Origin of the sequence: Leucobacter aridicollis, from assembly GCF_024399335.1 — a bacterium.
Taxonomy (GTDB): Bacteria; Actinomycetota; Actinomycetes; order Actinomycetales; family Microbacteriaceae; genus Leucobacter; species Leucobacter aridicollis_A.
The window spans coordinates 1,159,294-1,178,275 of record NZ_CP075339.1; the positions used below are offsets into that span (position 1 = coordinate 1,159,294).

At 65.0% G+C, this 18,982-nt stretch carries 16 protein-coding genes; 7 read left to right on the top strand and 9 right to left on the bottom strand.

Annotation, left to right across the window (positions count from 1 at the left end; genetic code table 11):
• Nucleotides 1-942, bottom strand: coding sequence for a cation diffusion facilitator family transporter (locus KI794_RS05245; protein WP_255809373.1), 942 nt, complete (start codon nucleotides 940-942; stop codon nucleotides 1-3).
• Nucleotides 943-1,089: 147 nt separating this feature from the next.
• On the opposite strand from KI794_RS05245, the gene KI794_RS05250 reads away from it, so the two are divergent.
• The 5 genes from KI794_RS05250 (at nucleotide 1,090) to KI794_RS05270 (ending at nucleotide 6,512) form a co-directional block, all read left to right on the top strand.
• Nucleotides 1,090-2,211, top strand: a complete 1,122-nt coding sequence (locus KI794_RS05250) for a GuaB3 family IMP dehydrogenase-related protein (RefSeq protein ID WP_119281484.1) — start codon at nucleotides 1,090-1,092, stop codon at nucleotides 2,209-2,211.
• A gap of 2 nt (nucleotides 2,212-2,213) precedes the next feature.
• Nucleotides 2,214-3,125, top strand: coding sequence for an SURF1 family cytochrome oxidase biogenesis protein (locus KI794_RS05255; RefSeq protein ID WP_255809374.1), 912 nt, complete (start codon nucleotides 2,214-2,216; stop codon nucleotides 3,123-3,125).
• 10 nt (nucleotides 3,126-3,135) lie between these two features.
• Complete coding sequence (locus tag KI794_RS05260; protein WP_255809375.1) at nucleotides 3,136-3,624, top strand: DUF3817 domain-containing protein; 489 nt, start codon at nucleotides 3,136-3,138, stop codon at nucleotides 3,622-3,624.
• Nucleotides 3,621-5,204 carry a glutamine-hydrolyzing GMP synthase gene (guaA, locus tag KI794_RS05265; RefSeq protein ID WP_255809376.1) on the top strand — a complete coding sequence of 528 codons (1,584 nt, stop codon included), beginning with the start codon at nucleotides 3,621-3,623 and terminating at the stop codon, nucleotides 5,202-5,204. The genes KI794_RS05260 and guaA overlap by 4 nt, the downstream gene beginning before the upstream one ends.
• Nucleotides 5,205-5,378: 174 nt before the next feature.
• Entirely contained in the window at nucleotides 5,379-6,512 is a 1,134-nt protein-coding gene (locus tag KI794_RS05270) for an NYN domain-containing protein (protein ID WP_370647876.1), read from the top strand.
• Nucleotides 6,513-6,533: 21 nt separating this feature from the next.
• Here KI794_RS05270 and KI794_RS05275 read toward each other — a convergent pair whose 3' ends face one another.
• The 3 genes from KI794_RS05275 to KI794_RS05285 form a co-directional block, all read right to left on the bottom strand.
• Entirely contained in the window at nucleotides 6,534-7,523 is a 990-nt protein-coding gene (locus KI794_RS05275; RefSeq protein WP_255809378.1) for an aldo/keto reductase, read from the bottom strand.
• Complete coding sequence (locus tag KI794_RS05280; protein WP_255809379.1) at nucleotides 7,520-8,449, bottom strand: amidohydrolase family protein; 930 nt, start codon at nucleotides 8,447-8,449, stop codon at nucleotides 7,520-7,522. The genes KI794_RS05275 and KI794_RS05280 overlap by 4 nt, the downstream gene beginning before the upstream one ends.
• Before the next feature lie 219 nt (nucleotides 8,450-8,668).
• Complete coding sequence (locus KI794_RS05285) at nucleotides 8,669-9,487, bottom strand: Bax inhibitor-1/YccA family protein (RefSeq protein WP_119281478.1); 819 nt, start codon at nucleotides 9,485-9,487, stop codon at nucleotides 8,669-8,671.
• 126 nt (nucleotides 9,488-9,613) lie between these two features.
• Here KI794_RS05285 and KI794_RS05290 point away from each other — a divergent pair, with 126 nt between their 5' ends.
• Nucleotides 9,614-10,654 (top strand): glycerophosphodiester phosphodiesterase family protein, encoded by a 1,041-nt coding sequence (locus KI794_RS05290; protein ID WP_255809380.1) that lies wholly within the window; start codon nucleotides 9,614-9,616, stop codon nucleotides 10,652-10,654.
• Here the strand turns inward: KI794_RS05290 and KI794_RS05295 are convergent.
• Complete coding sequence (locus tag KI794_RS05295; protein ID WP_255809381.1) at nucleotides 10,640-11,689, bottom strand: asparaginase domain-containing protein; 1,050 nt, start codon at nucleotides 11,687-11,689, stop codon at nucleotides 10,640-10,642. The two genes, KI794_RS05290 and KI794_RS05295, sit on opposite strands and share 15 nt — an antisense overlap.
• 119 nt (nucleotides 11,690-11,808) lie before the next feature.
• Between KI794_RS05295 and KI794_RS05300 the strand changes: the two genes are divergently transcribed.
• On the top strand, nucleotides 11,809-14,418 hold the full coding sequence (locus tag KI794_RS05300) for an ATP-dependent helicase (protein WP_255809382.1): 2,610 nt from the start codon (nucleotides 11,809-11,811) through the stop codon (nucleotides 14,416-14,418).
• A gap of 88 nt (nucleotides 14,419-14,506) precedes the next feature.
• On the opposite strand, the gene KI794_RS05305 is transcribed toward KI794_RS05300, so the two are convergent.
• Genes KI794_RS05305 through KI794_RS05320 form a run of 4 tightly spaced genes read right to left on the bottom strand, consistent with a single transcriptional unit; the run spans nucleotide 14,507 to nucleotide 18,813 of the window.
• On the bottom strand, nucleotides 14,507-15,739 hold the full coding sequence (locus tag KI794_RS05305) for an Nramp family divalent metal transporter (RefSeq protein ID WP_162920992.1): 1,233 nt from the start codon (nucleotides 15,737-15,739) through the stop codon (nucleotides 14,507-14,509).
• Entirely contained in the window at nucleotides 15,739-16,710 is a 972-nt protein-coding gene (locus tag KI794_RS05310; protein WP_255809383.1) for a hypothetical protein, read from the bottom strand. Before KI794_RS05310 ends, KI794_RS05305 begins: the two co-directional genes overlap by 1 nt.
• Before the next feature lie 6 nt (nucleotides 16,711-16,716).
• Nucleotides 16,717-17,781, bottom strand: coding sequence for a dihydrodipicolinate synthase family protein (locus tag KI794_RS05315; protein ID WP_255809384.1), 1,065 nt, complete (start codon nucleotides 17,779-17,781; stop codon nucleotides 16,717-16,719).
• Nucleotides 17,782-18,813, bottom strand: a complete 1,032-nt coding sequence (locus tag KI794_RS05320) for an NAD-dependent epimerase/dehydratase family protein (protein WP_119281472.1) — start codon at nucleotides 18,811-18,813, stop codon at nucleotides 17,782-17,784. It abuts the gene before it with no gap.
• Between the last annotated feature and the right edge of the window lie 169 nt (nucleotides 18,814-18,982).

The following is an 18,982-nucleotide window of genomic DNA, read 5'->3' on the forward strand; positions in this document are numbered from 1 at the left end:
TTACGAGGTTGTACCCGTGCCTGCGAGCTCGCGGTGCAGTTGTCCCTCGTGTTCGAGGTGCGTCAACTCCTCGAGCTGGAAGGTGCAGTGCTCGATGCCAAAGTGCTGCCGCATTGTGGCGGTGAGCTCGTCGAGGAGTCGTGAGTTGTCGGTGCCGGCACTCGGTACGACATGGGCAGACATGACAGACACCCCGCTCGTGAGGCCCCACACGTGCAGGCTGTGAAGAGCCTCGACTCCCTCGGTGGCAACGATTTCGCCCCGCACCTCGTCGATATCGATGTTGTGAGGTACGCCCTGCATGATCAGGTTGACCGCCTGCTTCAGGAGCAAGAAGGCTCGCGGCAGGATGATCACTCCGATTGCCGCTGCCGCGATTGCATCACCGCGGTTCCATCCGAGCGTGACGTTGAGCACGCCTGAGATGATGATCGCCGCAGCGCCGATCCCGTCGCTCATGACCTCGAGAAATGCGGCCTTGACGTTCAGGCTCTCTTTCGCGCCGCGGTTGAGAATCACCAGGGACGCCGCAGCGCCGATGAGCCCAACGATCGCGAAGGCGATCACGCCGCCACCGGCGACGTCGGTGGGGTTGAACCACCGCTCGACGGCTTCGAACAGGATGTAGCCGCCAAGCCCGAAGAGCAGCAAGCAGTTAATGAGCACCGCGACGATTTCTGCGCGCATGAGGCCGTAGCTTCGCCGCTTGGATGCGGCACGCGTCGCGAGGATCGACGCGATCAGGGCGATGAGGATCCCGCTCGCGTCGACAGCCATGTGCATCGCCTCGGCCGCGAGAGCCAAGCTGTTCGTGACCGTGGCCCCAACAATCTGGGCGGCAATGATCGCCCCGTAGATCGACAGGACAAGCACGAGTCGTCGTCTGTGGGTGCCTGTCGCAGTCTGAAGCGCTCCGGCACCGTGGTCGTGGCCCATTCCCATAGGAGTTCCTCTCAATAGATAAATCATCGCTTTATGGCGATGATAGCGAACTTTAGCGATATTGTCGCCCCGTGTGCGGAATGTGTGGACTGTGCGGACTGTGCGGAACTCAGGATGCGCGGCTCACGCACCCGATAGACTGTCTGGGTGAGCAACGAGATCGAGATTGGTCGCGGAAAGCGCGCCCGCCGTGTGTATACATTCGACGAGATTGGTATTGTGCCGACGCGGCGTACCCGAGACCCCGAGCTCGTCTCGACCTCCTGGACAATTGACGCGTTCCAGTTCGACATTCCCGTCATCGGCGCGCCGATGGACTCCGTCATGTCGCCCGCGACTGCGATTCAGCTTGGAAAGCTCGGCGGACTCGGCGTACTCAACCTTGAAGGCCTGTGGACTCGACACGAGAACCCCGAGCCACTGCTTGCGGAGATCGCGCGAGTTGATGACGAGATCGCCGCGGTTAAGCGGATGCGCGAGTTGTATTCAGCGCCGATCAAGCCGGAGCTGATCCGCGATCGCCTCGCGGAAATCCGCGACGCGGGCGTTACCGTAGCCGGCGCGCTCTCGCCGCACCGCACGGCTGAGTTCACTGACACCGTCGTGAAGGCAGGCGTCGACCTCTTCGTCATCCGCGGCAACACTGTCTCTGCCGAGCACGTGTCGGTCGATGGTCGTGAGCCATTGAACCTCAAGCAGTTCATCTACGAACTCGATGTCCCAGTCATCGTGGGCGGCGCAGCAACCTACCAGTCGGCGCTCCACCTCATGCGCACGGGCGCGGCAGGTGTGCTCGTCGGCTTCGGTGGGGGAGCGTCCTCGACGACTCGGGTTACTCTCGGAATTCGCGCACCAATGGCAAGCGCAATCGCAGACGTTGCTGGGGCCCGCACCGACTACCTCGACGAGTCGGGCGGGCGCTACGTGCACGTCATCGCTGATGGCGGCCTGGGCACCTCGGGTGACCTCGTGAAGGCGATTGCCTGCGGAGCTGACGCTGTCATGCTTGGTGCGGCGCTCGCTCGCGCAACCGATGCGCCCGGCCGCGGCTGGCACTGGGGCCAGGAAGCGCACCACGAAGACCTTCCCCGCGGGCGACGCGTCGCCGTCGAACAGATCGCGCCGCTCGCCGAGATCATGAATGGCCCAGCCCACATCGCTGACGGCAGCGCGAACCTGCTCGGGGCACTGCGCCGGGCTATGGCGACGAGTGGCTACTCCGACGTGAAGGAGTTTCAGCGGGTCGACATCGTTCACGCTGAGCGGTAGTCGTGGCCTCGCGCACTCCCGAATACCTCGGGGAGCCGACTCTCGGACAGGTCATGCGGCGGCCCCAGTGGATCGCCGCGCTTCTGCTCGCGATGGTTGTCGCGGCTGTGTTCGCCTGGCTCGGGCAGTGGCAAATGGGCAACGCGATCCGCGACAACGTTGACGACCTCACTGCAACTGAGACCGTCCGCCCGATCGATACGCTCACCGAGCCGATCGCCGGCATCCCAGAGATCGCCGCGGGCGCTGTCGTCTCGGTTAAAGGGACGTTCGTGCCGGGTGACTTCTCAGTCATCGGCGAGCGGATGAACCAGGGAGCCGACGAGAGCGCAGAGCGTCGGCAGGGAGCCTGGGTCGTTGGGCACCTCGTACGCACCGAGCTCGACGACGCAAGCCTTGCCGTCGCAGTTGGTTGGGCGCCGAGCGAGGCTGAGGCGCAGCGCGCGGTTGAGCGGTTGAGCCAGCTCCCGGAGGCAGAACGGGCGCTCGAGGGTCGCTACCTACCGGCCGAAGCGCCCGAGATTCCGAGGCCAGACGCCGATTCGCGCTACATGCGAACGATGGTTCCCGCGTTTCTCGCAAATGAGTGGGAACAGGTTCCCACAGGCCCGATCTACGGGGGATACCTCGTGCTGCACGATGCCGCACAGGCACCCGACCTTGCGAGCGTTGGCCTCGAGCCAATTGACTCTGTCGCGCCGAGCGCGCCCGAGAAGGTGAGCTGGCTGAACGTCTTCTACGCCATCGAGTGGGTGGTGTTCGCGGGCGTCGCACTGTTCCTGTGGTACCGCCTTGCGCGTGACGCGTGGGAGAAGGAACACGAGATCCTGATCCTCACGGCCGAGGCCGAGGCCGAGGCCGAGGCAGCCGCAGCAGAATCCGCCGGTGACTCCGGCGCAACGCCCAAACCATAGAATGGAAGCCATGCAACTCCAGCCCAAGCCCGAGGACTACCCACGTATTCGCCGCTCGCTGCGCGTCTACAAGGTGACCTCGGTCATCACCGGAATTATGCTCCTGCTGCTCTGCGCGGTCATGGTCATGAAGTACGCGTTCAAGGTTGAGTTGTTCCTGTTCACCCCGAATGGTGTCGCCGAGTTTCTGCCGACGATCCCGAAGGGGCAGGAAGCCGAGTTCGTTCGCGAGGGCTTCGACCTCTTCAAAGCGATCCTCATCGCTCACGGCTGGTTCTACGTGGTGTACCTCATTGCGAACTTCATGCTCTGGAGCCCGATGCGCTGGAACTTTGCGAAATTCTTGCTGCTCGCGCTCGGCGGCGTGATCCCGTTTCTCTCATTCATCCTCGAAGGGCGCATTGCCCGCGAGGTGACACAGTTTTTGGATGCGAAGGAGTCGGCGATCGCCGACTCTGCAGCATCCGCTGACCCAGATCGCCAGGAAGGCAAAGCATGACAGAAGTAGCGCACGATGGGCATCGGCCCGTCCTCGTCGTTGATTTTGGTGCGCAGTACGCGCAGCTGATCGCCAGGCGTGTGCGCGAGGCCGGGGTGTACTCCGAACTCGTTCCGCACACAATCAGCGCAGACGAGGTCCGCGCGAAGAACCCCGCGGGTCTTGTGCTCTCGGGCGGCCCGTCGTCAGTGTACGAGGAGGGGGCGCCGGCATTTGACGACGCGATCTTCGATCTCGGCATCCCGACGCTCGGCATTTGCTACGGCTTCCAGGTCATGGCGCGCGCCCTCGGCGGTACTGTCGGCAACACTGGCGACCGCGAGTATGGCTCCACCGAGGCGAAGGTTCTCGGCGATGGCGGGGCGATCCTCGGTGGACAGCCTGTTGATCAGCTCGTCTGGATGAGCCATGGAGACGCCGTTCAGCAGGCGCCTCAGGGATTTGATGTGCTCGCAAGCACTGACGTCACCCCTGTCGCAGCCTTCGGATCGCCGGAACGCAAGATGTACGGCGTGCAGTGGCACCCAGAGGTGAAGCACTCCGAGCATGGCCAGCGCATCCTCGAGAACTTCCTGCACACAGTTGCCGGCATCCCTGCCGACTGGAACGCTGGCAACGTCATCGCGGAGCAGATCGAGGCAATTCGAGCGCAGGTCGGCAACGCCCGCGTGATCTCGGCGCTCTCGGGCGGCGTAGACTCGGCTGTCTCCACCGCACTCGTGCACGAGGCGATTGGCGATCAGCTCACCGCAGTGTTCGTTGACCACGGACTGCTGCGCAAGGGCGAGCGCGAGCAGGTCGAGCGCGACTACGTTGCATCGACTGGCGTGCGGCTCATCACGGTTGACGCCGCCGACATCTTCCTGGGGCATCTCGCTGGGGTCACCGACCCCGAAGAGAAGCGCAAGATCATCGGCCGCGAGTTCATTCGCGCGTTCGAGAAGGTGCAGCTCGACCTCGTTGCCGAAGCAAAGGCCGAGGGCGAGCCCATCAAGTTCCTCGTGCAGGGCACACTCTACCCAGACGTTGTAGAGTCGGGCGGCGGCGCAGGCACCGCGAACATCAAGAGCCATCACAACGTTGGCGGGCTGCCGGAGGATCTCGACTTCGAGCTCATCGAGCCGCTGCGTGCGCTGTTCAAGGACGAGGTTCGGGCAATCGGCCGCGAGCTCGGCCTGCCCGAGGCAATCGTTGGCCGTCAGCCGTTCCCCGGCCCTGGCCTCGGAATTCGTATCGTCGGCGAGGTCACTCGCGAGCGTCTCGACATCCTTCGTGAAGCAGACGCTATCGCGCGCGCTGAGCTCACCGCAGCCGGCCTTGACGACTCGATCTGGCAGTGCCCTGTCGTGCTGCTCGCCGATGTCCGCTCCGTCGGCGTCCAGGGCGATGGTCGTACCTACGGTCACCCAATCGTGCTGCGCCCCGTCTCGAGCGAGGACGCGATGACCGCTGACTGGACCCGGGTGCCGTACGACGTGCTCGCGCGCATCTCGAACAAGATCACGAACCAGGTGCCCGACGTGAACCGCGTCGTGCTCGACGTCACGTCGAAGCCGCCTGGGACGATTGAGTGGGAGTAGTCCCGGGCGTGACGCAGTAGCCCGAAGATCTGCGATGTGAATGCCGGGTGCGCCTTGCACCCGGCATTCGTTTTGCCTATTGCATTGCGTGTGTCTGATGCCGGCCGCTGAGGTTCTGCCGCATGTTCGCTGCCAACACGTGGCATAACCTGCGACACTTGAGGTGTGCTAGATATGCAAAACGGTCGCGTAGCGGTCTACCTCGACTTCGACAACATCGTGCTCTCGTGGTACGACCGAGTGCACGGCCGGAACTCGTTCTCACGTGACAGACAACACATTGCTGAGGGCGATCGCAGCCCAGAGATCGCCGCTCGGCTCGAGGCCGCGGTCGTCGACGTCGGTGCGATCATCGACTACGCATCATCGTTTGGCACGCTCGTGCTGACGCGAGCATACGCTGACTGGTCCGCGCCCATGAACGCGGAGTACAGGTCGCAGCTCGTTGCACGCGCTGTCGATCTTGTGCAGCTGTTTCCGGCTGCTGCATACGCGAAGAACGGCGCCGACATTCGACTCGCGGTCGACACCGTCGAAGACATGTTTCGCCTCGAAGATCTCACTCACGTGATCATCGTCGCAGGCGACTCGGACTACGTGCCGCTCGCGCAGCGTTGCAAACGCCTCGGCCGGTACGTCGTCGGGGTGGGCGTCGCTGGCTCGACGGCAAAGTCCCTCGCCGCCGCGTGCGACGAGTTCACGAGCTACGACTCGCTGCCTGGCGTCCAGCCACCACGGCAGCGCGGCGACGACGAGAAGGCGAGGCGCGGTCGGGGGAGCTCGAAGCGCGGGGGTGCAACGGGCGCGACCGACAAGCATGCCGCAGACCTCGCCGTGGGAACTGCGGCTGACACCGCCAGCAACGAACCGGCGTCAGGGGCCGTGATCGACTCAGCTTCGGATCAGGTCTCCGCGCCTGCCGAGGCGAGCCGCTCGGGGAGCAAACGTAGCTCGGCGGTGAAGCAGAGCCAACCGACTCGAAAGGCCGCCTCAGAACCCCACGCCACAGACGCCGATGGCCTCGACGAAGACACGCTCGACTCGGAGTTTGAGAGTGAAGAAGAGCGGGATATTGCGGTCACCGGCCTCCTGATCCGCGCGTTGTGGCTCAGCCAAGACACCGACGACTCGGGCTGGCTGTACAGTTCGGCAGTGAAGCAGCAGATGCGCCGGATGGACCCGTCGTTCAACGAGAAGGCGCTCGGGTTCCGTTCGTTCTCCGACTTCCTGCGCTCGCGCTCCGACGTCGTCGAGCTCGAGGAGAGCGGGCACGAGCGGCTCGTGCGCCTCGCGGACCAGTCGGAGTAGCGCACGCGAAGCCTCGGGCGGCTAGTTGAACGCGCGCTCGTCGACGAGTCCGGCCGAGACGAGATCCTGCCAGAGGGCGTCTGCAACCGTCTTCTCGTAGCGCGCGACAGTATCGGGAATATGGCCCTGGCGCGACGCTCCGACGACGACGGAAGCCACGCTGGGCTGCCGCAGCGCGAACGCGAGGGCCGCATCGGGGAGCGAGACGCCGTGCAGTTCGCAGACGTCGGCGAGCGCGTTCGTGCGCGCGACGAGCTCGGCGGGGGCGGCAGCATAGTTGTACTGCGCGTCGGGAGCGGGGCGAGGGGTCGCGAGTAGGCCGGAGTTGTAGACGCCGGCGACCACGACCGAAGCATGTGCAGCCCGAGCGGCAGGGAACAGGTCGGCGAGCGAGGCTTGCTCGAGCAGCGTGAATCTTCCCGCCACCATCACCAGGTCAGCGTCACCCTCGGTGATGAACCGGGCGAGCATGGCGGACTGGTTCATGCCTGCGCCGAAGCTTGTGATGGTGCCCTCGTCGCGGAGCCGGCGTAGCGCTGGAACTGCTCCCGAGATTGCCTCATCCCAGTGCTCGTCAGGATCGTGAATGAACGCGATGTCGATCCTGTCGAGCCCGAGGCGCTCCAGGCTCTCCTCAACCGAGGTCAGCACGCCCGCCTCGCTGTAGTCGAGCAGCCGTCGCTTCGTCGCTGGGACCGCGAATCCCTCGGTGTCCTCGCCGGTTCCACCGGGATTTGGGCGAATCAGGCGGCCGACTTTCGTGGCGACGACGTATTCCTCGCGTGGGTACCGGCGAAGGGCGGCGCCGAGGCGCTCCTCGGAGAGGCCGAGGCCGTAGTGCGGGGCAGTGTCGAAGAACCGAATGCCGGCGTCCCACGCTGCGTCAACGATCTCATCGACAGTCGAATCGGGCATCGCTCGGTACAGATTGCCGAACTGTGCGCCGCCGAGGCCGAGCTCGGTCAGTTCCAGGCCAGTGCGCGTGATCCGGCGGGAAATGTTGGGGCTCATGAGATCCTTTGCGAGCTGTCGCGGCCGGCGGCCGAGCGGGTGGGGGTGCTGTCCGTGCGGATGGATTCGTCAATCGCCGCTGCGAGACCGCTGTACCAGGATCGGGCGGTCCCTGCCCATACCGCAGCTTGCTCAGCGGGGCTCAGTTGGGCGAGGAAGTTCTCGGTGATGGCGACGGCGTCTGCATAGCCTCCTCCAAGGACGCTGACCGGCCAGTCGCTGCCAAACATCATGCGATTGGGCCCGAACGCCGTGAGCGCAACGCTCCCATATGGGGCGAGCCGCTCCGCCGTCATCTTGCGTCCGTCGAATGTGAGAAAGCCCGAGAGCTTGCAGGCAACAAGATCGTGGGCGGCGATCGCGGTAATCGCCCGCTCCCACTCGGTGAAGTCCGCGTTGCGCAGCGTTGGCTTCGCCAGGTGATTGACGATCATGCGGGTCTCCGGATTCGCTGCCGCGAGCCGCTCCGCCGCCCGCAGGTTGGCGGGGGCGAGCAGCAGGTCGAGCGTGAGGTTGCGATCGCCGAGCGCCCGGGCGAGATTGTGGACTGGCGGGGAGTCGAGGTAGTCAGGGTCGGGATTGTGCTCACCAGCGACGCGCACGCCGGTGAGGTGCTCGCCGCCGGTCCCTTCACGGAGGGCGTCGAGCTTCGCGCCCGCTGCGCCCGTGTCGGTATCGATGTCGATCCATCCGACGACTGCGGCCAGACGCGCATCCTCCGCAGCGAGTGCAAGTACTTCTGGTGTCTCCGCGGGGTCTGGCACTGTCTGGACAAACACTCCGTGAGTGACCCCGGCAGGGGCGGCGGTTGTCGCCCAGTCATCCGCGGTATATGGGCCCCCGATGACGACCTGGGTTGCCTCGTCCATCCAGCTCTGACGCCGCACTGTCTGATCCCACAGGTGGTGGTGTGCGTCGATTCTCATCGTTGATCCTCCGTGCATGTGTGGTCGCCGTTGGGGCACGATACACACAATATCGTGTATTGAATCAGCATATCGTGCAGGATTCTCGTGGGGCTGGCGAAACGGGCGGGGCGAGGTGAATTTGTGCGCGGCAGGCTTGCGGGCGGAAAGACAACGGTGGCCCGGAGGAAAACTCCGGGCCACCGTTGAATCGCAGGGCCGCGAGACCCGTGGCGCGAACTAGTCGCGGAAGATCGCGATGATTCGCAGGATCTCGAGGTAGAGCCATACAAGCGTGACTGTCAGGCCGAATGCGGCAGACCAACCCCACTTCTCAGGGACGCGGTTCTGCACGCCGTTCTGCACGAGCTCGAAATCCATTACGAGCGAGTAGGCGGCGAGCAAGACTGCGAGGCCACCGATGATGAGGCCGAGAGTACCGCCGCGAAGGCCCCACGGGTCGCTGTTGATGCCGGTGATCATCACGACGAAGTTGATGAGCGAGAACACGAGGTAGCCCGCCATCGCGATGAGCACGATCTTGGTGAGGCGCGGGCTTGTGCGCACCTTGCCGCTGCGGAACAACAGGAGGGTGACGCCGAACACTGCAAGCGTTCCGATCACTGCCTGCGAGACGATGCCCGGGAGGCGAGCCTCGAACGTGCCAGAAATCGCGCCGAGGAACAGCCCCTGCGCAGCGGCGTAGGCGATGATAAGCGGGACGCTCGGCTCCTTCTTGAAGGAGTTCACGAGACCGAGCACGAGACCAGCGATCGCGCCGGGAATCATGAGCGCTGGCATCATCCAGCCGACGGCGCCCAAGGCAAGCACGATGACGAACAGGAACACGGTCTTCGAGATCGTGTTCTCGTAGGTCATCGGGCGATCTGACGGAGTGATGACCGGCGGCTGGCCGGCATTCGAAGCCGACTCCGCAGGCACGTCGACGCCAGGGCGGTTCGTCGCCGCCGCGGGCTGATCGTAGATACGGTGCAGCTCCTCGGCGGTGAGGGTCTTCCCGTTCAGTGCCGGGTTGTTGCTGAGTGCAGGATTGCTCATTCGCTGGGACCTTTCGAAGCGTAATCGGGCAATAACTCAAGTGTATAGATTCAGCGGCTTTCGATGCTGAGACTGTGCATGATGTTCGCTCACGGCGGTGGCGCGGGAGGCCCTAGGCTTGGAGGCATGTCAGAGCCCCAGGCACTCCCACTCATCATTGGGCACCGCGGTGCACCCGGGTATCGCCCTGAGCACTCTGAAGCGTCGTACAGGCTCGCGTTCGATCTTGGTGCCGACGCCGTCGAGCCTGACGTCGTCGTCACGAGCGACGGAGTGCTCGTCGTGCGCCACGAGAATGAGATCTCTGGGACCACCGACGTGGCCTCGCGAAGGGAGTTCAAGAGTCGCCGCACCACGAAGGTCGTTGACGGAGTCCGTATGACGGGGTGGTTCACTGAGGACTTCACCTGGGCCGAGCTCGCAACACTCAGGTGCGTCGAACGGCTCAAGCGCGTGCGGGCCGACAACCGTGCGTACGACGGCCAGGAGCCGATGCTGCGCCTCAGCGATGTGCTGCGCATCGTCGACGAGGAGAGCGATCGGGGCGGGCGGCCGCTCGGCGTCGTGCTTGAGGTGAAGCACGCAGACTACTTCACATCGATCGGGTTCGACATCGCTGCGCTGATTCAAGACGAGCTCGCGCGCACGGGGTGGGCCGATCGGCCCGAGCGGCTCACGATCGAGTGCTTCGAGCTCGGCGTACTCCTGCGGCTCAGGCAGGCCGGGGTGCGTGCCAGCTACGTGTTTCTCGCCGAACGCAACGGTGCGCCCGCGGACGAGGTGGCGCACTCAGGAGAGACCGGTGTGCGCGCGAACACGTATGAGTGGTACCGGAGTGACGCAGGGCTCGACTACCTTGCATCGCGCGTCGATGGGATTAGTGTTGACAAGGGAAGTCTCATTCGCACGAACGCAATTGGGCTTGCGGCGGGCCCCGAGGACCTCGTGGCCCGCGCTCATGCCCGAGGCCTGCTCGTCTACACCTGGACGCTCCGGCCTGAGAACAGGTACCTGAACTTGCGGTTCCACTCGTCGCTGAGCGGTGCCGAGTGGGGGGACTGGCAGTCCGAGTTCTCGCTCGTGCTGTCGTCGGGGGTCGACGGGATTTTCGTTGACCACCCAGACCTCGGCGTCGCCGCGCGCGAGGCGGAGTCAGTTGCCGACTGACCCGGCGCGGGCCGAAGCCGGACGTCGCGACGGCTCGACGCACTCGCCGATGAGATTCATGGGCATGAGATGCGCAATCTCTTCGGTGGTGAAGCCGCGATCCAGCAGGTAGCCAAGCTTCGCGATTGACGCCTCGACTGTGAGGTCTGCGCCCGCAATGACGCCCGCTGCTGCAAGCTGTCGGCCCACCGCGTAGCGGTCAGTATCGACGCTACCAAGCGCGCACTGGGTGATCGCGACGACAGGCATGCGGTCGCTAATGCTCCGCAGCGCATCCTTCATCCCCGGCTTCGACATTGGCGCGTTGCCTGCACCGTAGCACTCGAGCACCAGGGCAGCGGTGCCTGTCGAAGCGAGCGCGAGGAGATCTGCTGCCGCTAGACCCGGAGTGAAACGGATCGCGGTAACTCGGGCGTGGTCGGCGCGCACGAGCGGCGCGTCCTCGGGGCTGCCGGGAAGCCCGCGCGGTGCACCGCCGAGCTCGCGCTCAGCGCGGAACGCAGTGAGGGCCTCAGCGTCTGCCTTTGTGACGCGCACCGCGGGCAGGATCTTGCCCCCGAACGCGACCGCCACCGGGGCGGACGGGTTCGCCTGGGTGACCGCGCGGATCGCGAGCTGCAGATTATCGAAGGCGTCGGTGGGCCTGGCGCCGTGCGCGAACTGACTGCCTGTCACGACAACAGGCACCCCGAGTCCCGATAGTTCAAACGCGAGCCGCGACGCAGTGTAGGCGAGGGTGTCAGTGCCATGCGTGACGACGACGCCGCTCGCCCGCATCGCGCCCACCCGGGCGCGGAGTGCGCGAGCGATCTTCGGGGCCGTCTCTTCGTCGGCGTTCGCACTGTCGATCGCAGGTTGGAGCTGGTTCACACGTGCGCGATACCCGAACCGTGAAGCGACCCTGTCGGCACGTTCCTCGAGGACCTCGAGGAACGTGGGGTCTGGTTCGAGCCCGCTCCCAACGTCATGCATCCCGATCGTGCCGCCTGTGGCGAAAATGAGGATCGTGGGAAGCTCGGGCGGTGTCTTGCGCATCCAACCATTGTCTCGCATCGGCAGGTTCTCCGTGAGCGCGCCGGGAATTGCGAGCCAGGGGGCCTCGGTTCTGCGCGAGGTGCCGCAACGTCTGAGGCCCCGCCTACACTAGAGAGACGATGAGTGAGTTCGAGCTTCTTGACCCAGGCGCAGCGTTCGGCGGCGCGCAGCCAGCAGACGGCACTGACCCGCTGCTTGACGGATTGAACCCGGAACAGCGGCGCGCAGTCGTCGCCCGCGGACCCGCGCTGCTGATCGTCGCGGGTGCGGGGTCAGGCAAGACCCGCGTGCTCACGCACCGCATCGCGCACCTCATTCGCGAGAAAGAGGCGTGGCCGAGCCAGATTCTCGCCATTACGTTCACCAACAAGGCTGCGGCTGAAATGCGGGAGCGCCTGGGCGGGCTGCTCGGCTCGGGCGTGGAGGGCATGTGGGTGTCGACTTTTCACTCGGCGTGCGTGCGCATTCTGCGGCGAGAAGCCGAGCGCTTCGGGTACGTTTCGGGCTTCACTATCTACGACTCGGCAGACTCGCGTGCGCTACTCAAGCGCATCATCAAAGACCTCGACGCCGATACCTATGGCTTCACACCGGCGAATACGAGCGCGAAGATCTCGAAGCTGAAGAACGAGCTCTCTGACGCGTCCGACTACGCCTCAACGATGAACCCGAGCGACCCGCGCGAGCGACTTTTCACCGAGATCTTCACTGCGTACGAGCAAGAACTGAAGCGGGCGAACGCCTTCGACTTCGACGACCTCATCGGGCAGACCGTGCAGCTGTTCCGCGCGCACCCCGACGTTGCTGCGATCTACAAGCGCAGGTTCCGCCACATCCTCGTCGATGAGTACCAAGATACGAACCACGCGCAGTACTCGCTCATCCGCGAGCTGACGAAGAGCGTTGAGCCCGCCGAGCTCGCGACACTCGTACCGCCCGTGCGCGAGCGCGAGCTCGATGGCCTCGGCCGGATTCCGGGCGCGAGCCTTACCGTCGTCGGCGACTCCGACCAATCGATCTACGCGTTCCGTGGCGCAGACATCCGCAACATCGTCGAGTTTGAGCGCGACTTCTCGAACGCCGAGGTTGTGAAGCTCGAGCAGAACTACCGGTCGACGCAGAACATCCTGAGCGCCGCGAATGCCGTCATCGGCAACAACTTCGATCGCCAGGACAAGAAACTGTGGACGGCGGAGGGCGACGGCGACAAGATTGTCGGCTTCACCGGCTACTCTCAGCACGACGAGGCGCGTTTCGTCGCCGAAGAGATTGAGGATCTTCACCGGGACGGTATGGCCTACGGCGATATCGCCGTCTTCTACCGCACCAACTCGCAGACGCGAGCGCTTGAGGAGCTGCTCATTCGGTCGGCGATTCCGTATCGGGTGCTTGGCGGTACGAAGTTCTACGACCGCGCCGAGATCAAGGACGCGATGGCGTACCTCACGACAATTGCGAATCCGTTTGATCCCATTGCTTGGTCGCGCATGCTTGGAGCGCCGAAGCGCGGCGTCGGGCCGATGGCGGAGGCTCACCTCGCGAACTTCCAGGAAGCCGAGGGCGTCTCGTTCCATGAGGCGATGGAGCGCGCCGCCGAGATCCCGGCGCTCGGACCGAAGATTCGCACCACAGTCGTCGAGCTTGCCGACATGCTGACGCGAGCGACCGCAATGGCGCTTGGCGGCGGGGCCACCGACGTGCTGCCGCCCGTCGCCGAGGAAGCTGAGGACAAGACCGCTGACGCGTCGCAGAAGAAGCCGGCGCCAGTCGCAGACGTGCTGAAGCTCGTGCTCGACACGACAGAGATGATCGAGAAGCTTCGCGCGAAGCGAGACCCGCAGGACGACGCGCGAGCGGAGAACCTCGAGGAGCTTCTCGCTGTGGCGCGAGAGTTCGACGCGCAGCAGCCCGGGGCAGGCCTCCTCGCGTTCCTCACCGAGGTGTCGCTCGTTGCAGCGGCTGACGACCTCGACGATCAGAGCGGCACTGTCTCACTGATGACGCTGCACACCGCGAAGGGCCTCGAATACCCTGCTGTCTTTATCACGGGCGTCGAGGAGGGGCTTATCCCGCACCAGATGTCGGTCGATGAGCTCGGCGGAATCAACGAAGAACGGCGGCTGATGTACGTCGGCATCACGCGTGCCAGGCAGAAGCTCTTCATCACGCTCGCATCGACGCGTGCAACGTTCGGAGACGTCGCGGTCGCGATGCCGTCGCGGTTCCTCCAGGAGATCCCCGAGGGCCTCATCGAATGGCGGCAGTCGCCGGGTGAAGTCACCGGGCGGGGTGGTACCGCCTCCCGGGCGCTCAACGCTGGCCGTGCGCCGGGTGCTGGAGGGTCGAGCGGTGCCTCGTGGTCGCGAAACCGTGACTCGCAGGTCTCGTTTGGGGCGAGCGGTGGTGGCGGCAGCTCCGCGGCGGTGTCCGAGCCTGCGAGCGGCAACATGCAGTCAGCGCTCGACAAGTGGCGCGAGCGCAAGCGCCTCGCCAAGGAAGCTCAGGCCGCGGGCGGGGGATTTCCGAACACCATCGTCGGCAACATTCGAGATAACGGCGATCTCGAACTCGCCCTCGGGGACCGTATCAGGCATGACGAATATGGTGAGGGCCGAGTCAACGCGGTCACCGGCGCCGGCTCAAAGCGTGTCGCACACGTCACATTCGACAGCGTCGGCGAGCGCAAGCTGCTCGTAAAGCTCGCGCCGATCGAGAAGGTCTCGGAGTAGCCCGAGCGCTCACGATGACGATGCCCGGTGGGGCGGCGGCCTCTGATGAGGCCCCGCCCACCGGGCATCGTGCATATCTCGGGTTACGTTAGCCTGCCAGCTTCACGACGTAGCTCCCCGCGAGGAATAGCAGGAACGCGAGGCCGAAAAGCGCGAGGACAAGCTGTGGCGTCTTGATGCGCAGTTCGCCGCGGTCGCGGTGCCTGCCGAGGAACACCATCACGGCGCCAATGAGCGGTACGACAATGATTGTCACGGCCTGCGCCGTGATGATGAGCTGGATCGGAATCCCGCCGAACACCGTCGCGATCACCCCGCCGAGCACGATGACGAGCGAGATGCACGCCTTGACTGGCGCAGACGCGAGGCCACCGCCGTCGATCTTGAACACACCCGCGAGCATCGACCCACCGATCGTCGAATTGCCGAGTAGCGACGAGAACGCCGCAGCCCACAGGCCGATCGCGAAGAGCCAGACCGCCCACGAACCGATCGGCTCGAGGATCTGGGCGAGCGCGGCCGGGGAGTTCGCTTCGATGCCTGCAGGGTTGAGCGTCGCGGCGGCGGCGATCATGATGACGGTCGACAGTGCCCCGAGGATGAGCGTGCCGAGTACGGCATCGCGGCGCGCGAGCTTGAAGTCGCCGCTCGTCCATCCCTTCTCGCGTACGAGCTGGATTTGATAGAGGGCGCCGACAATCGAGAACGTCGTTGCCGCGAGCCCGACGATGAGTGGGATAGAGCCGTCGGGGATCGAGGGAACCAGACCGCCGACGACAGCGCCGAGATCGGGCTTGCTCACCACGGCTGTCGTGATCATCGCGACGAGGAGCACGATGATCACGACGACCATCAGCTTCTCGAGGGCCGGGTAGAACTTGGGGATCCACACGAAGATGAGCCCGATGACAGTGAAGAGCACGGCGAAGAACCGGGGGTCGCCACCGAACAAGAGCTGGCCCGCAGCCCCTGTGCCGGCCGAGTTGCCGGCCTGGAACGATGTCACGACGAGGAAAGATCCAAGGCCGACGATGATCGCCACGATGCCAGTCAACCGGTGCGCGACGGTCCCGAGGATACTCGTGTCTGTCGTCAGGCCGATGCGCACTCCGATGTTCACGAAGCAGAGCATGAGAATCGTCGCGATCACAGGGACCCAGATGAGCTCATAACCGAACGACGCGCCCATCGCGCTCGCTGTCGCGATCGATCCTGGCCCGAAGACAAGCGCAGCGGTGATGAAAGCCGGACCGATCGAGCTAAAGACGCCGCGTTTTGGTGGCGCCCCTTGCGCGGTGGCTGTGACGGGAGTGGAGGTCATCAGTGACTCTTTTCTGTGTGGTGAGTTCCGCGCAGCGCCTCTGCTGCGCGGAGTGTGTTTGTGGCGACAGTGCGTGCCGATTCCCACGGCGCCGTCGCGCTTCCGCATTGGAAGTTTTCGAGAAGTGCAGCTGCGAGCTCTGCGAATCCGAGCGAGTCGTGTGGGTGGGGAAACTCGAGGCTGACTGACAGCGTGCCAGTCGCAGTGAAGACGTCGATGGCGTAGCGCTCGGGGCCTGGCGTGCCTGTCACTGTCATCCCGAACGGCACTTCGCGGTGATCCGGCACGGCGACGGTGCCGGCGAGCTGCGCGATCTCCTCGGACGCGCTGCGCGAGCCCGGGGAGCGGTGCGTCCAGCCGGAGACGTCGCCGATGAGCTCAGCGCCGGGGAGCACCGACTCCAGCATCTCCCAGGCGTGGAGTCCCGCCGTCACGAGCGTGCCGCCGCCGCGCTCAGGATCGTCTTGCCACGCCCGGTTGGGCGCGAGGAACATTTCGATGTCGTGCTGGGCGAGCACTCGCACTCCCCACACCTCTCGGCTCGCGACCTGCGTCGCGAGCTCGCGGAGGGCCGGTGCGAACCTGAGTACTGACGACGTGCCGACCCGATCCTCGTTGCCAGCGACCGCCGATTCCCACTCCGCGAGCTGCGCGGTGGTTCCCGCAACAACCTTGTTCGCGAAAATGAAGGCGTCCGTCGTGTGCAGCAGTTCGCTCACGAACGGGACAGTCTCGTGCGGGCGTGCGGTGAGAATGACGATGTTGGGCCGGGTGCCGGCGAGCTCCGCGATCGTTCGAACGGCCTCGCAATCGAAGCTCGTCGCGAACGAGCTCGCGAGCGTCGCGTCGGAATCATAGACGCCGACGAATTCGACGGGGGCGCCATGCTCGCGCAGCCGCGCCAGGTTTCCCGCGTCGGTCACCGGGTGAGAGTGCGCGAGGCCAGCGAAGGCGATCCGGATCGGGGTCATGGTCCGCTACCGCAGCCAGGATTCCAAGTGCTCGGAGATGAAGGCGTCGTCGCTGAGCTCTGGATACGCGAGGCGCACGCGGCGGATTTCGTCGGCTTGACCCGGAGACAGGCCCTCGCTGGGGTCGAGACACCATACACCCTCAAGGAGCCCCTGCTGGCGGAGCACCTCGTGCACGCCAGCGATCACCCCGGCGAAGTCGTGAGCCGGATCGAAGACGGCCTGGTTGAAGTCGACCATGTCCGCGCTCGCGCGATTGAGGTCCGCGAGCGATTCGAGATCCCCGGCTGCCGCCCGGTGCGCCGTGTTGAGCAGCGTGACAGCCGCGCGGGTGCCGACCGCCCACTGGCCGAGCAGCCCTCCCACGAAGCGCAGCGTGGTGGGGCCCGCTGGCGACGCGACGTGAAACTCAGACTGCAAATCGGACACGATCGCGTCGTCGTTGCCCGTGTACAGGGCGATTTCCTGTGCGCGACCAGACTCGGCGACGCCGCGGATGAGCTCGAGCGTCTTGTACCTGTCAAACGGTGCCGCCTTCACCGCGACAACGGCCGGGATCTCGGCGAACTCCCGCCAGAACTCGCGGGAAAGCGTCGGGCCGCCAATCGCGGTCTGCAGGTAGAAGCCGACGAGGGGGAGTACCTCTCCGATGGCGCGTGCGCGCTCGAGTAGCGACGCTTCGGTCGCCCCCGGGACTCGAGGGCTCACGAGCACGGCGTCGTAGCCGAGGTCGCGGGCGAGCTCGGCCTCGGCAACAGCCTGTGCCGTGTCGCCGGTGACGCCCGCGATCCGCACAACGCTGTCGTCGCCGTGTGCCGAGATCTCCTCCGCGGCGATCCGCAGCACGGGCTCAAAGAGATTGTGCTCAGGGTCGCGGATCTCGAACTGGGTCGTGTGCACCCCAACTGCGAGTCCGCCGGCGCCTGCTGCGAGGTAGTAGCGCGTGAGCGCGCGCTGGCGGCGCTCGTCGAGCGTGCGCTCGGCGGTGAGAGCGAGCGGTTGAGCTGGGATGACAACTCCTCGAAGGAGTGCTTCCCGTGCGGCACGTCGAAGCTGTGGCGTTGTAGACATCTAGAACTTCCCGTCGCGGACTGCCCACTTGGTGGGCTTTGCGGTCATCGGCAGGCCAGCCTCGATCCATTGCGCCTGCCACTCGATGAGGGTCTGCGCCGAGACCGCCGGGTACCCAAAGAGTGCCATGCACCGGCTCGAGTCGTTGAGAAGCGCCGTTGGCTGGGGCTCGCCAACGATTGTCACGTCGCGCCCGAGCAGGCTTCCAAAGCGGTGAGCCACGGCGTCGACCGACAGCGTCTCGGGGCCTGTGAGGTTGATCGTGAACACATCTGTTGAGGCATGGGTGAGGCTTCGCAGCACGACCTCGTTCGCGTAGCCCTGCCAGACGACGTTGACGTTCGCTGTGGCTACCGAGACGGGCTCACCCGAGTGCACGGCCGAGCCGATATCCGCGAGCACGCCGTAACGCAGATCGACAGCGTAGTTCAGGCGGACAATCGAGACGCGGGTGCCGCGCTCCTCAGCCGCGAACTCAAAGACCCGCTCGCGGCCGAGGCAGGACTGCGCGTACTCGCCGATCGGCGACGGAGCAACGTCCTCTGATGCGCCGCCAGAAGACGCAGGCACGAACGGATACACGTTGCCAGTCGACAGCGCGGCGATTGCGCTCGTGCGGTAGCGGCGGGCGATGCGGTCTGGCAGGGCTGCGTTGACCTCCCACGCCCAGGACGGGCTTGTCGCAGCGCCGAACTTTGCGCCAACCATAAAGACGACGTTGGGCGCATCGGGGAGCGCATCGAGGCTGTCGTTCTTGACGAGGTCGAATTGCACGACCTCGACCCCGGCCTGCGTGAGGCGCTCCCGGACGCTCTCCTCACCAAAGCGCGACACTGCGTACACAGTGTCGCTTTCTCGCCCGGCAGCGTTCAGGGCGTTGCGTGCGAGCACGGCGAGAGTCGGCCCCATCTTCCCGCCGGCGCCGAGGATGACGATGTCGCCCGCGCCTTTCGCGAAGTCTTCGACGAGGCCGGCGCTCGGTGCGACGAGTCGCGCCTCAAGCTCGGCTTCGGATGTAAAACCCTGTGGCATTCTCGATCCTCCATTGGTTCGTTAGCGAGCGATTCGCATGAGTGAAATTAAACACCAAGGTGTGATAATTCGCAATATTCGATCTGTGTCCCCGTAAACACGGGAAGATGTGGTTCAGTTTTTCTGGCACGGGCAGGGCATATTGGCCATATTCTCGACCTTGGGCATG